The sequence below is a fragment of the Clostridium luticellarii genome, assembly GCF_002995845.1.
GTDB lineage: Bacteria > Bacillota > Clostridia > Clostridiales > Clostridiaceae > Clostridium_B > Clostridium_B luticellarii.
In genome coordinates, this window is record NZ_PVXP01000036.1 from 1 (window position 1) to 13,723 (window position 13,723).

12 protein-coding genes and 1 pseudogene are annotated in these 13,723 nt (G+C 36.3%); 6 read left to right on the plus strand and 7 right to left on the minus strand.

Annotated features, from left to right (window positions below; all coding sequences use genetic code 11):
• Positions 1–299: 299 nt before the first annotated feature.
• From CLLU_RS11640 to CLLU_RS11655, 4 genes and pseudogenes are all read right to left on the minus strand, one after another.
• A pseudogene (locus CLLU_RS11640) lies at positions 300–1,263 on the minus strand (IS256 family transposase); the annotation flags it as partial.
• A gap of 259 nt (positions 1,264–1,522) precedes the next feature.
• Complete coding sequence (locus CLLU_RS11645) at positions 1,523–1,786, minus strand: hypothetical protein (RefSeq protein ID WP_106009960.1); 264 nt, start codon at positions 1,784–1,786, stop codon at positions 1,523–1,525.
• A gap of 100 nt (positions 1,787–1,886) precedes the next feature.
• Positions 1,887–3,068: an alpha/beta hydrolase gene (locus CLLU_RS11650; RefSeq protein ID WP_106009961.1), complete on the minus strand. Its 1,182-nt coding sequence runs from the start codon at positions 3,066–3,068 to the stop codon at positions 1,887–1,889.
• 122 nt (positions 3,069–3,190) lie between these two features.
• A complete protein-coding gene (locus CLLU_RS11655) occupies positions 3,191–5,833 on the minus strand; it encodes an alpha-L-rhamnosidase (RefSeq protein ID WP_106009962.1) in 2,643 nt (880 codons plus the stop codon).
• 254 nt (positions 5,834–6,087) lie between these two features.
• On the opposite strand from CLLU_RS11655, the gene CLLU_RS11660 reads away from it, so the two are divergent.
• On the plus strand, positions 6,088–7,092 hold the full coding sequence (locus tag CLLU_RS11660) for a helix-turn-helix domain-containing protein (RefSeq protein ID WP_106009963.1): 1,005 nt from the start codon (positions 6,088–6,090) through the stop codon (positions 7,090–7,092).
• Between the two features lie 310 nt (positions 7,093–7,402).
• On the plus strand, positions 7,403–7,609 hold the full coding sequence (locus tag CLLU_RS11670; RefSeq protein WP_106009964.1) for a helix-turn-helix domain-containing protein: 207 nt from the start codon (positions 7,403–7,405) through the stop codon (positions 7,607–7,609).
• 151 nt (positions 7,610–7,760) lie between these two features.
• Here the strand turns inward: CLLU_RS11670 and CLLU_RS11675 are convergent, their stop codons facing one another.
• The 3 genes from CLLU_RS11675 to tnpA form a co-directional block, all read right to left on the minus strand.
• The gene (locus CLLU_RS11675; RefSeq protein WP_106009965.1) at positions 7,761–8,534 is read right to left on the minus strand and encodes a carotenoid biosynthesis protein; all 774 of its coding nucleotides are present in this window, start codon (positions 8,532–8,534) and stop codon (positions 7,761–7,763) included.
• A 332-nt stretch (positions 8,535–8,866) separates the two neighbouring features.
• Positions 8,867–9,118: a hypothetical protein gene (locus CLLU_RS11680; RefSeq protein WP_106009966.1), complete on the minus strand. Its 252-nt coding sequence runs from the start codon at positions 9,116–9,118 to the stop codon at positions 8,867–8,869.
• A complete protein-coding gene (gene tnpA, locus CLLU_RS11685) occupies positions 9,108–9,464 on the minus strand; it encodes an IS66 family insertion sequence element accessory protein TnpA (protein WP_106009967.1) in 357 nt (118 codons plus the stop codon). The genes CLLU_RS11680 and tnpA overlap by 11 nt, the downstream gene beginning before the upstream one ends.
• Positions 9,465–10,146: 682 nt before the next feature.
• Between tnpA and CLLU_RS11690 the strand changes: the two genes are divergently transcribed.
• The 4 genes from CLLU_RS11690 to carA all read left to right on the plus strand — a co-directional run bounded on the left by CLLU_RS11690 (position 10,147) and on the right by carA (position 13,702).
• Positions 10,147–10,329 carry a transposase gene (locus CLLU_RS11690; RefSeq protein WP_158255920.1) on the plus strand — a complete coding sequence of 61 codons (183 nt, stop codon included), beginning with the start codon at positions 10,147–10,149 and terminating at the stop codon, positions 10,327–10,329.
• Positions 10,330–10,779: 450 nt separating this feature from the next.
• Positions 10,780–11,580: an ABC transporter substrate-binding protein gene (locus CLLU_RS11700; protein ID WP_106009970.1), complete on the plus strand. Its 801-nt coding sequence runs from the start codon at positions 10,780–10,782 to the stop codon at positions 11,578–11,580.
• Between the two features lie 19 nt (positions 11,581–11,599).
• Complete coding sequence (gene argF / locus CLLU_RS11705) at positions 11,600–12,610, plus strand: ornithine carbamoyltransferase (RefSeq protein ID WP_106009971.1); 1,011 nt, start codon at positions 11,600–11,602, stop codon at positions 12,608–12,610.
• Between the two features lie 30 nt (positions 12,611–12,640).
• Positions 12,641–13,702: a glutamine-hydrolyzing carbamoyl-phosphate synthase small subunit gene (gene carA / locus CLLU_RS11710; protein ID WP_106009972.1), complete on the plus strand. Its 1,062-nt coding sequence runs from the start codon at positions 12,641–12,643 to the stop codon at positions 13,700–13,702.
• Positions 13,703–13,723 lie beyond the last annotated feature (21 nt).

Sequence of the window (13,723 nt, forward strand, 5' to 3'; positions counted from 1 at the left end):
ATTACCACTATTACCAGTTATGTATACGTAAAAATAACGTACCTGGATCTGATTTACACAAATCTAGGTACGCTCCCATTATATACAATAATATATTCACATTTTTCAATTAATAATAAACTAATTATAAAAAAAGAGGGCATTTCGTATATGTCAATATACTTATTTGTTCTATATGTTTTATCGTTAATATCGTTTAAAATAATACAAAAGCTCTATAAAAAATAATATTGAAAAATAGAGATTGCATTAAATAGCCTTTAAGGGGTGAATTATTTGAAAAGATTTTTTATATTTAATGTAGATAGGTTTTCCCAGTTATTTTGCCATGACTGTACAACTATGGGATATTTATCTCCTCATTTATCCGCCTGTGATTGTAATGCCTGGCTTGCCATTGTTTCATTAACTGCTTTATATACTTTTTTTAAATCTTTCATGAAAGCCTTGATATTTTTCGACGGTATATATTTTATAGAATTTCTTATCTGGTGTATTATACAACTCTGTATGTTAACTTCAGGGAAAACTACTTTAATTGCATCTGGAAGCCCTTTAAGTCCATCCATGCATGCTATTAAAATATCTTTAACACCCCTGTTTTTAAGATCGTTAGATACAGACAGCCAGTATTTTGCTCCTTCTTGTTCACCAATCCATATACCCAGTATATCTTTATGACCTTTTACATCAAGTGCCATGCAAACATAGGCAGTTCTATTTACAATTCTGTGTTCCTCTCTGACTTTAAAATATAGAGCATCCATATATAGGGTTAAGAGCTCTGTTCTGCCATGCCAATGCTGTATCCATAACTTTATTTGTAATTTTGGATATCATCGCCGGAGATATATCCACCCCGTAAAGCTCATCTATTTCCGATTTTATATCATCTACAGACATACCTCTCGCGTATAAACCTATAACTTTTTTATCAAGTTCACTGCAGACTGTTTCATATTTTTTGACTATCTTAGGCTCAAATTCAGATTTTCTATCTCTTGGTACATTTACTTTAACCGGTCCAAAACTAGTTCTAATATTTTTGGGACTATACCCATTCCCATAATCTTTATTTTCATCAGATAATCTTACATACTTTTCTCTCCCCAGATGTTCTTCCATTTCTGCTTCTAGAAATTGCTATATTATACCACCAAACAGTTTCTGCATAAGTCCATTTTTACCTACTAAATCTTCCGTGTTACTGCATTTATTTAACTCTTTTTTTAAATCAATATCTGGTATTTCTAATACATTCATTTTAAGTTCCTTCCTAAAAATTATTTATACTTATTATTACCAGTTATACATACATAAAAATAACGTACCTAGACTTGATTTACACAAATCTAGGTACGTTCCCGAGAAATTTGATAAAAGGCCACTTCCATAGAATATTAATACAACAAGTAAAATTCTATTAGCTCTTTTCATTTGTTTTTCTTTCAACTTCTATATCCTTTCCTTTCGCTATGCTAAAGACACAAAACATATTGAAAATCTTGCCAAGGTATCAAATCTACTCCTTTATCCATATTGTCCTTTTCCCATTTTGATCCGTCTGATTCATTACTATGGAATAAAACCGCTTCACTTCTCTCATGATAATTAAAATAGTTCTTATACCCATCTTTTCTAATTTGTTATGTAAATCTTTTGCCTGCTTATCAACAGTCGAATCATTTCCATCTGATATATATGATGCTGGAAAATCAGCTATCAAGTAGGTAATCACATTGGATTGGTCTATTATATCCCTGTCTACTCTTAATTTATCTGACAAGCAATCTCTCTTTTTAACCTTTCTAGTAATCTTTTCTATCCTTCAATGTATTCCTTCAAATTATTTCAAAACATACCTTCTTGATGGTTAAATAAATTCTTTATTTCAGATCGGAAATGAAAATCTCGATTTGATTCCATGCTTCAACTCCCTCAGGAATAGTTGGCGCAATGATATAGAAGGTATGGAACATGCCGGAGTATTCAATAAGGGTTACATCCACTCCGACAGATTTTGCTTTCTCGGCAACGGTAACGCTATCGGACAGCAGCAACTCATCGCAGCCCACCTGGATCAGCATGGGTGGCATACCTGTAAAATCTCCGTAAACAGGAGAAATATATGGATCGGTTCTGTCGGAATCGCCTGCATAAGTGATAGGAACCGGATATTCCGGTGCCGGCATTCCTGCTCGGGTACCGAAAATAGCATCCGCCTCTATTTTTGTTTTATAGGACTCCCCAGATGCAGTCAAATCCGCCCATGGAGAGGATAGAATAATCGCCCTCGGAAGTTCCTCGCCATTATCACGGAGTTTCATCGTCATTGCAAGAGCCAGGCCGCCGCCCGCGGAATCACCATAAACAATGATACTGTCCGCGGAGTAGCCCTGCTCCAGAATCCAGTGGTAGCCATCAATGGCATCCTCCAAGGCGCACGGATACAGATTGTCCGGAGCTGTACGGTAATCAATGGAGAATACATCCGCATTGTCATAAGACTTGGAGTAGTTCATCGCCGTGGTGTTATACGTATCGGAGAAATTCATGATATATGCACCTCCATGAATTTGATAAATGATCTGATCATGGTTCCCTCCATCATTCACAAGATAGTATCCACGGGCATTGTCCAGGCTAATCTCTGTGTTTGTATAACCGTCCGGCACCTTCCAGCTTCCGAACTTGTATGGCTCTGCCTGGCTTACGTTAATGCTTGTGTTAGGAGTGACATAATGGGAAAATGTTTTGATAACTCCGCTTAATGCATTTCCTGCAATAGAAACATCCGTATTTGCTCTTGTCAGACAGGTGGAACCAATCAGTAGGATGATGAAAAGTATCCATGCGATCAGCTTCTTCCATCTGCGGGGATTGAATCGTACCCTTATAAAGATGAACGCAGCAAACAAGATGATAAATACCACATAAAACAAAGGCGTAACTTCAAATATCCACCAGAATAAAAGGTGCACTGCCGCAAGAATAATCGTTCCAATAATGAAACCGACAGAAATACGGCTATCGCTTTTCTTTTCGTTTTGTTTGTTCTCAGTTCTCATAGTAAATATTTTTATCTCCTCTCTTAACTGGTTTTCTCACCAAAACTAATTTTACTATTTTGTCTGTTCATTTTTCTCTCCTTACCTGAGATAATGGTTTATTTTACATTTTCGAAAACAATTCAGAACCGGTATTCACCACTTCCGACAGTCTTCACATTGCCATCCCATAAATGAATTCTTGCAGTTGTATTGCAAGGAACTTTTACATTCATTGACAGCTTATCTTTATCAATCTTCCATTCACATTCAATAAGTCCATTCTCAGAAATATAAGAACGCTTTGCATGATTAATTCCGGTAAGCATGATTTTCTTTGGAACCATAATATCGAATGTCTTATATGCCGGAGCAGTCGGAAAAATGCCACCAATATACCTAAACATCCAGTCATCCACACAGCCAAAGGCATAATGATTAAAGCTGATACTAAGTGGTTCATCATTCTTGTCATATGAGAACCAGCTTTCCCAGATTGTAGTAGCACCTTTATTAACCTCATAAAGCCATGATGGGCATTTATCGTGCATTAACAGTTTATATGCTCTATCTGTGTGACCGCTCTTACATAATGCATCAAGTATGTATGGTGTTCCCAAAAATCCGGTATCAAGACATCCATCATTTTCGTCAATCATTCTTACCAAATGTTTGCCTACTTTACCTACCAGATTCTCCGGCACAAGATCAAATGCCAGCAGAAGCACATAAATACCCATGTATTCACGCCTTACTCTGCCCTCAGAGTTTATCATTGTGTGCTGGATTGCATTCTTCATGTTTTTCGAAAGCTCTTCATATTTTTTTGCATCACTAATTTTTCCCAGAAGCTTTGCTGTCTCTGCCATTATAGAAATAGTGTTATATCCAAATATGGGAGCTACAAGCTTTTTCGTTCCAAAAACAGCCTTCATGATCAGCTTCATATCATAGCCCTTTTTCGAAAGACTTGGAATGAGCCAGTCGCCAAAATGAAATCCTGTATTCCACAGATATTTCTCATATTTACGAGAGCTGAACGAGCCTCTTTTCTTTGAAGCATTAATTATATATTCTGCCCAGCCAGTCATGCATTTATATTGCTTTTCCAAGATGTCTGTATTTCCGGACACTTCATACATGGCCCATGGAACCAGTACTGCAGCATCTCCCCAGCCTGCCGAGCCTACTACACCCTTGTTCATACAAAGCTTTCCCAGCATTTTAGCTGTACCCACATATATGTGATTATAAGGCACTACAATTGGCACTGCTCCATTCTCGGACTGATCTGCTTCTACACTGATCAGCCAGTTCTCCAGAAAAGCATTAGCATCTTCATTTTGCAGAGCAGTTTTTGCATACATTGCAATATCCCCGGTCCATCCAGCCTTTTCTCGCTGTGGACAGTCTGTAGGAATTGATATCATGTTAGATCTTTGAGACCAGATCGTATTCTTATAAAGTCTGTTAATTCGATCATCAGAACATTCGAATTCTCCCAGCGTATTCTTTTTTGTAGATAATGCCAGTGCCTCAAAATCTTCTGCTTTAATCTCATACCCCTCCGGTGCTGTTACCTTTACATATCTAAATCCCTGGAAGGTAAAATGAGGTTCATACACTTCCTCACTGCCATCTGAAATGAATTTTGTTCTCTGTTCACACCCTTTTCCAACATCACCGCCATCAATAATCGAATCAAAGTAATTACCGGCTTTATCAGTTACCTCAAAGTGATCTAAAATTATTTCTTCTCCGGCCTTCAGGTGAGTTTTTACACGAACAATACCTGCTATGTTCTGGCCAAAATCTATTATTGTCTCCTTCTTAGGTGACACATAAATATTCTCAGGGGATAAAGTTTCGACAATCTCTATGCCCTCTGAAACCTGTGCTCTTAAGATGTCTGTTGCAAAATCTCTCGTGACACATTTCTCCCAGTTGCCTGAATCTGTCACTTTCTCTCTTGCATCATATATCTCTCCTCCATATAAATCAGAAGAAATAATCGGTCCATTTGTACACAGTGTATTCTCATCAGAATATACCCACTGGCATCTGTCATCAGCGAAACTGAATTTTATTGCATAAATAAGTGCATGATACTTATCCTCCAGTTCTACTTTCATCATATTTTTTATAGAACAATACCAACCATCACCTACCGTGATATCTAGGACATTAGCTCCCGCATTGATCTTATCTGTAATATTGTAGTTCTGATAAAATAATACTTTTTCAAAAGATGAATATTCTGTTGCCAATTTACGATCTGCAACATTTTCCTTATTGAGGGTAAACTCATATGCACCATGAGACGTAACATAAATTGTCGCATTTTGAGGTTTCTCATCGAGGTTAAACTCGCGTCTGAAATATGTAGCTCTAGGCTGATTACCAAATCCCACATCCCGCTTTATTACAGGATTAGCTTCTGATATCCATTTTGCTCCTGTCCCCTCAAAAGCCGGTCCTAAAAACGCTGTTTCAAAGGTTCCTGATGCATCATCTGAATTTCCATGGTTATCAGTAACTTCCACTTTCCAAATGTATTTTTCACAGCTTTGAAGTTCTGCACCTTCATACTTAATATAATCATTCTGATCAGATGGGATTTCTGTTGAATCCCATACAATTTCTTTCTGTTTATTTAACACCCATATTCTATAAGATGACTGATAAGTATCTGGCTCATCACTTTCTATCATCCATGAAAAATATGGTATTTTATCTAAGCCAATGGAATTATCCCTGTGTGAAGTTTTTAAATTAATCAGCTTCATTATTTTTCCTCCTTTATCCTTACTGATTTTGCCATTTTATTGTCCCGAGATTTGCATAAAAATAATTTCTTGCAACGGTTTAAGTATAATCTTGTCGCCATTGTTTCCTTTATTTGTTTTGATTATAAGGAGTAATTCAAATACTATGGTGCTGTATATGTTCACTATCTTGCCCTTCTTACTAAATTCATGTATAATTAATTTACGACATTAGCTATGGTCGGTAATTATTATTTACGGAGGAAATACCAAATATGTTTGAAAATATACATTTTATAAGAAAGACTCTTTCATCTCCGGTTATCAATGAACATATGATTGCCAGTATAATCGATGAATATCTGGATCAAAATTCTCCGGACTACACTGGAGATATTAAAAAAGATTTTAATCTTCCCTGGGATGCCTCCTTTAACATGGAAGGTACTTATAACGTGATAGCTCCGTCTGTAGTAAGTACCTTTGCACAAACTTCCCTGTTCTATGTGCAATCATTTTCTGTCTTTGATATGACAGAAAGTTACTTTACCAGGCGTAAAGACTATTCTTCTTACGAAATTGTATATAGTTATGACGGTTTGGGATATTTAGAATATGATGAGAAATGTTATGAGTTAAAACCTGGAGACGGTTTCTTTATTGACTGCAGAAAGCCACACTTTTACAAGACAGCCACTGACAGATGGCACCACTGCGTATTTCATTTTGATGGTCCACTGGCAGAATATTATTTTAATGAATTTTCCAAGGAGGGGAACGTAAATTTCCATATGGATTTTAACCATACTGCCGAAAATAATTTTCAGGCTGCATTGGAAAAGTTAGCTTCAGCTTATGATTCAATTGGTGCATATAAGGATTTGCAGGTATCCCTGGCCATTGAAGGCATACTTGTACTTCTACTAACTCACGGAGATGAATATAATAATGCTCGAAAAAAAATTCCGGAAAATTTGGTTCTTCTTGTTCGCTATATTAATAATAACTATGCAAACCATCTCACTCTGGATTATTTGTCTGATTTTTCTAACTACAGCAAGTACTATCTATGCAGGCTCTTTAAAGAATATATAGGATACTCACCAACTGAATATATCATTAATCTACGAATCGACCACGCCAAGGAATATCTGAGATCCAACAATCTACCTGCAAATAAAATCGGCGTACTGGTAGGTATTTCAAATACCAATTATTTTTACAGAATATTCAAGAAAATGACCGGCTTTTCACCTGATGAATTTAGAAAGAGATACTGACTCACCTGTATAGCAGGCGGTTTATTTGTTTAGCAAAGCTTACGTATTGCCAAACAGGGCCCCGCTCTAACAAAAATCTGCCATCCATGAGTTCCTGTTGGATTTCTCATAGGTATTTCTCAATACCTATGATTTCGATATCTTCAATTCGGATTCCGTCCACTCCACTTGAACCTTGGTTTTCTTTTACTCTTTTCCATGCTTCCAAAAGTACATTTTCACGATATCCTTGTCATAAAGAGCATGAAAACGTCTTGTACTGCATTTCTTGGCTGTTAGATATAGTTTGCCAATTGCCCAGGAGGCAGATATGACAGATAATAATAAAAAACAAATAAATCTCAATGATCGAATGACAATTGAAATGGGACTAGTCTTTAAAGATTCTATTATTAAAATAGCAGTGAAGATTATTGTTCATCCCTCAACGGTTACTAGAGAGATAAAAAACAATTTTTTTACATGCTCCACATCGCCCTTGCGAACAAAATCCGATAAAGCATCTTTTTCAACATAAGTATGATTAAGTGACTTACAGATTTGTTTGCTATAAGTTATTGCTTCTTAATGCGCCGAAAACTGCCGTCCTCGTCTTTGAGGCTCGCAAAGAAATATACTCTATGACAGCCCCGATTCGCTTGGGAATAGTACTGAGGAAGAATGAGATTTCATTTATTACCGGAAGCACTTGTCTTTGCCAGCACTTTTGCGGAGGACAGCGCCGAGATAAACACCATTGTAAATATGCAAATCGTTGTAAGTGTTTCTTTAATATCCCCGACAATCCAAGACCTGCCATCAAGCGTCGTAACTGTTGCATCTCCGCCACCGCTAAAAATTACCAACAAATGTTGCAACGCAACCGCGCCATACATAAGGCATGGCATCAACCATAAGTTGCGAGTTTGCTCGTTTTTGTCACCATTGTTTTTGTAAAAGCAAAATTTCAAATATAATGCGAACAATTGAAAAAATGTGTACGTGCATAAAAACCATCCCAAATAATTTCCAATTGGCACTCCGAAGAAGCCACCGCCATTTTCCCATATCCAACCTTGCCTTACAGTCGATGCAAAAGGGTCAAAACATAAATCCCAAAGAACCATAACAAATGCAGAGAAAACTGGAATTGTAAAAACATCCGCTCCACCAAATTTTGAGTTTTGCCTATCAAGCAAGACCTGTCCTATCATCCAAGACAAATACCCTACTGCAAAATATGAAAACATAATAAAGATTGGAACAACGCCTAATTTCGGACCTATCAAATCTGTGTAATGATCTGTATAATGATAATGACCAAATGGAAAGCCTGTGTAAATACTTAATGTTTCGTAACTCCAACTTATAACAAATGTGAGCGCAAAAAACAACGACGCGGGGAAAAAGTACGAGTATATTCTCGGCATCCTATTCCGTGACAGGACTGAGGCTTTTATCATGAAGTTCGAGAGTGCGCTTTTGGCTCTCTACATGCGTGATTCCGCTTCGGCAGAGGAAACCATACGGCTGTCTTTCATCATAGGCGGCGCCACGCATGTTTTTCTGAACGAAAAATGCGACCACCAAATCAACTGTACAGTGCTTGTCGATTTACTTAGGCGCATATCTGGTTAGAATGAGTTTTGCCTGTGGGAAAAGAGATTGAGCCCCCTCTCCTGCTGTCCTTAATCAGGGTGCAATAATTCCTTAGACTGGGGATTTATTGCACCCTGACTGGCTGAAGTGACTAAACTCCTTGATGTTACTGGACTTGTCTACTCTCGCTATTTCTTTATTGCACTTTGAACATTTTCTGTACTCTGACTCGGCAGACACGAGTACCATTGTTACCCAGACTGAAAATTCCCCCTGCAAACGCATTGTCATAACGATAAGTCCAGTTCCACTGACCCGACATTTTTTCATCCTTTAAATAAGTATCATAAACACAAGAAGGAGCCACCAGTGATTCGGCCTGCTTTCGGAAATCAGTTGAGCCACATGCAAGATAGATTTTTTCGAAATCAGATGCATTATTTAACATTAGATATCACCTTCAAAACCATAGAAAGTAAATTTTCTGAAACGGTATTTGAAATTTCTAATACATTTTTTCCGACGTGTATAACCATATCTGTTCTAAATGTTGAAGTAGATTGGCTTATTGAAGAATCGATAGGAGGCTGGATTTCAACAAAATTTACTTGGTTTTGCGTTTCTTTCTGTATCTTGAGATTTTTCCCTTTAATGCGGCGTTCCCAATAATAGAATTGTCTTTCTACAATATTATTTTCATGGCACCATGCCCTAACTCCCATATCACTGCTACGGCAATCTTGTATAATGGTTTCCCATTTTAATAAATTATTTGTGTTTGCAATCTTATTCATATAGTACCTCCAAAAAACTAGCCACTTCAAAAACATTTGCTGTTTTTTTAAGCTTGGATTAATTATCGCAAAAATGAAAATAAAATACGAGGTACTTATGATCTATTGTTTACATTAGGCCTAGCAATATCAATAGGTTACTGTAGACAAAAGTTATTTTATGAAACTGTCTATATTTGTCTGCTAAATTTAAGTGTATAAAAAGAGATTCAAGCTATAAGTGAATACCTTCATAAATTAGGATAACTTTAATTTTTTATGTGTATCTTTTAACTCTATGCCTGTAACTTCTAAAAAAAGTTTTTGGATAGTCGATCTATTGGAAAAGGTTATCTCCCTAGGTTCTTAATTGACTGCTTTTTTCATCTTAAGGTGGGGGAATATAAAACTCTCAACACTATTATTCTTTTATTTTTACTCGATCTACTCTTTAACAAATTACAATAGTTTAATTTTAGATTTTAATTCATTTACTCTTTCTGTATAGTTAAATCCAAAATGAAAATGCTGTGAGATATAAAAATGTCATATATTTTCTTAGGGAGTGTCTGAAAACTAAATATTGCACAAGAACCGAGTTTTAGATAAAATAAAAGAAAAAACTTGGAGGTTACTTATATGGTATAAAAGCGTTATGAAATATCCGATGAACAATGGAATCAAATAAAAGATTTATTTCCAATTGCAAAAACTGGACGGCCTTGGCAATCCAGTATATTTTCAGTTATCATCTGGTAATTTACATGACAGTACACAAGCCGTAGACATTCTTTCCAATATTGATATAAAAGGCAGCAATATTTTAGCTGACAAGGCATATGGTACAAATGAAATTAGAGAATACATTACTTCAAAAGAGGCTTAATATACCATTCCACCAAAATCCAATACAAGGAACCCATGGTATTGTGACTGGTAGTTGTATAAAGAACACCATTTAGTAGAATGTTTCTTTAATAAAATCAAGCATTTTAGAAGAATTGCAACTCGATATGACAAACTTGCTTTTTCTTTTATTGCTTTTGTTTACATTGCCGCTATCTTTATTTTGTCTAAATAGGCTATTTCTATATTGTTTTCAGACACACCCTAATTAAATGCATTTTGAGAGAGTGCATTTAATTTTTTTATATACGCATTTGTTTTCCAGCTTGTGAGCATATATCGTGTATTGTAAATTGAACAAGTATATCAGCTTTCTGATGAATAAATAGAAAAAATATACCAAAGCGTATTGCATTATTATGAATATATATGTATAATTATAAAATAATCAAGAGTTGTAATAAATTATTTCAAATATGGGGGATTGATAATGAAAAAGTTAATAGCAGCTGCAGTTGCAGTTGTTTTTAGTGTAGTATTATTTGCAGCTTGTGGGCAAACTACTAAAAATAATGCAAATTCAAATTTGCTGGATAAGATAAAAAAGTCGGGTGAAATCACTATAGGAACAGAAGAGGGATATCCACCTATGGAATTTAGAGACGGCAGTGGTAAATTGGTGGGGTTCGACGTGGATTTTTCAAATGAAGTAGCAAAAAGGCTGGGAGTTAAAGCAAATTTTTTAGTTATGGATTTTAATGGACTCATATTGGCACTTAATTCAAATAAGTTTGATGCTGCTGTTGCATCCATAAGCATAACGGATGAACGTAAGAAAAATACGGATTTTTCTGCATCCTATATAAATGGAGGGCAGGTTATTGCAGTAAAAAGTGGAAGAGAGGATATAAAAGGAGCAGGTGATTTAAAGGGAAAGGTTATAGCCTGTGAATTAGGTACCACAGGAGAAAAAGTGGCAAATGGCATTAAAGGTGTGAAGGAATTGAAGAAATATGACAAGATAACGGAAGCTTTTCAGGATATGTCCATAGGCAGGGTGGATGCTGCAGTAATAGATGAGCAGGTAGGCGGATATTATATCCAGAAGAAAAAAGGTGAATTCAAGATAGTACCGGGTGCACTGAGTAAAGAACCTATGGGAGTGGCCTATAGAAAAGGTGATGATTCACTAAAAAAAGAGATAGATAAAATCATAGCGGATATGAAAAAAGACGGAACACTTTCAAAACTTTCAGTAAAGTGGTTTGGATTTGATGTCTATAAAGAATAATTTCGAGGAGGAGATATTTATGGCTGATTTAAAGGGAAGAAGTTTTTTAACGTTAAAGGACTTTTCACAGCAAGAGATAAAATATCTGCTGGAGCTCTCCAAAAAACTCAAAGAAGAAAAATACAGCGGCAGTGAAAAGAAGAGACTGCAGGGTAAAAATATTGCACTTATATTTGAAAAAGATTCTCTGAGAACAAGGTGTTCCTTTCAGGTGGGAGCCTATGATCAGGGGGCCACAGTAACTTATATAGGACCTACAGGAAGTCATATGGGCAAGAAGGAATCGGTAAAGGATACTGCCAGAGTGATGGGTAGAATGTTTGATGCAGTGGAGTACAGGGGTTTTTCACAAAAAAATATGGAGATATTTGCGGAGTATTCAAAAGTTCCCCTGTGGAATGGACTCTCCGATGAAGATCACCCTACTCAAGTTCTGGCAGACTTTTTAACTGTAGAAGAACATATAGATAAACCTTTGAAGGATGTAAATTTCATCTACATCGGGGATGGAAGAAACAATATGGCAAATGCCCTCATGATAGGTGCGTCAAAAATGGGAATGAATTTTAAAATAATAGCTCCTCGGGAACTGTTTCCAGAAGATCAGCTTGTCAAGGAATGTAAAGAAATATCGGAACAAAATGGAGGACATATTACCATAAGCGATGATGTATACAGCAGTGTAAAAGGAGCAGATGTCCTATATACTGACGTGTGGCTTTCAATGGGTGAAGAAAAGGGACTGTGGAAAAACAGGATCAAAACTTTGATGCCGTATCAGATAAATGAAAAGCTTATAGAAGCTTGCGGAAATAAAGATGTAAAATTCATGCACTGTCTTCCTGCTTTTCACAACAGGGAGACGGATACAGGTGAGGATATATACCAGAAATTTGGATATGAAGCACTGGAGGTTACAGAAGAAGTGTTTGAAGGAAAGCATTCCATAGTATTTGATGAAGCGGAAAACAGACTGCATACCATAAAAGCGGTTATGGTGGCAACTTTATCCGGGCCTGAGAATAATTAGATGCAGTAATATTTAGAAAGAAGGAATAATATGAACTCCATATTGTATTTGGAAGATGGAACTGTATTTATGGGAAAAGCCATAGGGAAAAAAGGTATAACTACAGGAGAGCTTGTTTTCAATACATCTATGACAGGTTATCAGGAGATACTGACGGATTCGTCTTACAGAGGGCAGGTAATAACTATGTGTTATCCATATATAGGAAACTACGGTGTCAATCACAATTTTAGCCAGTCTGAAGAAACACAGGTAAAAGGTATAGTGTTGAAGAATATATATAGTGATACATCCCATTATATGAGTGAGGACAGTTTCACAAATTTTTTAGAGAAAAATAACATAGTGGGTATAAGCGGAATAGATACCAGAAGTATAACTAAGAAGATAAGATCCAAGGGAACAATGAAATGTGTAATATGCAGTGAAAATGAAAACATAAACCAGATCAAAAATGTCTTGAATTCCGAAGATGATAAAAATTTGGTCCAGCAGGTGAGTATTTCCTGTATAAAGAGGATTAAAGGAAATGGTCCCAGGGTGGCGGTTTTGGATTTCGGTGCCAAGAACAATATAATTGAAAATCTAAAATATAGAAATTGTGATATAACCCTGTTCCCGTACAATTCTTCTTATGAGGTCATAATGGACACGCATCCCGATGGAGTGCTTTTAAGCAATGGACCTGGAGATCCCAAAGATTTAAGTGAAATTATTCCCACTTTAAAAAAGATGGTTGGGAATATTCCTGTATTTGGTATATGCCTGGGACATCAACTGCTTGCTCTTGCAATGGGAGGAGATACCTATAAAATGAAGTTCGGACACAGGGGCGGTAATCATGGGGTATATGACAGAAACCTGGATAAGGCTTTCATAACTTCTCAAAATCATGGTTATGCGGTTAAGGAGGAAAGTCTCAATAAGAATGTGCTTGAAATAACCCATGTAAATTTAAACGACAATACTGTAGAGGGAATAAGACATAAGACCCTCCCTATATTTTCAGTTCAATTTCATCCAGAAGGTTCTCCAGGCCCTACAGATACAGGATATCTGTTTGATAGATTTATAAGATATATGACTCTATAGTATAAATAAACAAGGAGAAGT

What these genes read in the sequence shown, in the direction of transcription:
- CLLU_RS11660 (WP_106009963.1), top strand. Translation starts at nt 6,088, where the DNA reads ATGTTTGAAAATATACATTTTATAAGAAAGACTCTTTCATCTCCGGTT.
- CLLU_RS11655 (WP_106009962.1), bottom strand. Translation starts at nt 5,833, where the DNA reads ATGAAGCTGATTAATTTAAAAACTTCACACAGGGATAATTCCATTGGC.
- carA (WP_106009972.1), top strand. Translation starts at nt 12,641, where the DNA reads ATGAACTCCATATTGTATTTGGAAGATGGAACTGTATTTATGGGAAAA.
- CLLU_RS11700 (WP_106009970.1), top strand. Translation starts at nt 10,780, where the DNA reads ATGAAAAAGTTAATAGCAGCTGCAGTTGCAGTTGTTTTTAGTGTAGTA.
- CLLU_RS11675 (WP_106009965.1), bottom strand. Translation starts at nt 8,534, where the DNA reads ATGATAAAAGCCTCAGTCCTGTCACGGAATAGGATGCCGAGAATATAC.
- CLLU_RS11680 (WP_106009966.1), bottom strand. Translation starts at nt 9,118, where the DNA reads ATGTTAAATAATGCATCTGATTTCGAAAAAATCTATCTTGCATGTGGC.
- CLLU_RS11670 (WP_106009964.1), top strand. Translation starts at nt 7,403, where the DNA reads ATGACAGATAATAATAAAAAACAAATAAATCTCAATGATCGAATGACA.
- argF (WP_106009971.1), top strand. Translation starts at nt 11,600, where the DNA reads ATGGCTGATTTAAAGGGAAGAAGTTTTTTAACGTTAAAGGACTTTTCA.
- CLLU_RS11650 (WP_106009961.1), bottom strand. Translation starts at nt 3,068, where the DNA reads ATGAGAACTGAGAACAAACAAAACGAAAAGAAAAGCGATAGCCGTATT.
- tnpA (WP_106009967.1), bottom strand. Translation starts at nt 9,464, where the DNA reads ATGAATAAGATTGCAAACACAAATAATTTATTAAAATGGGAAACCATT.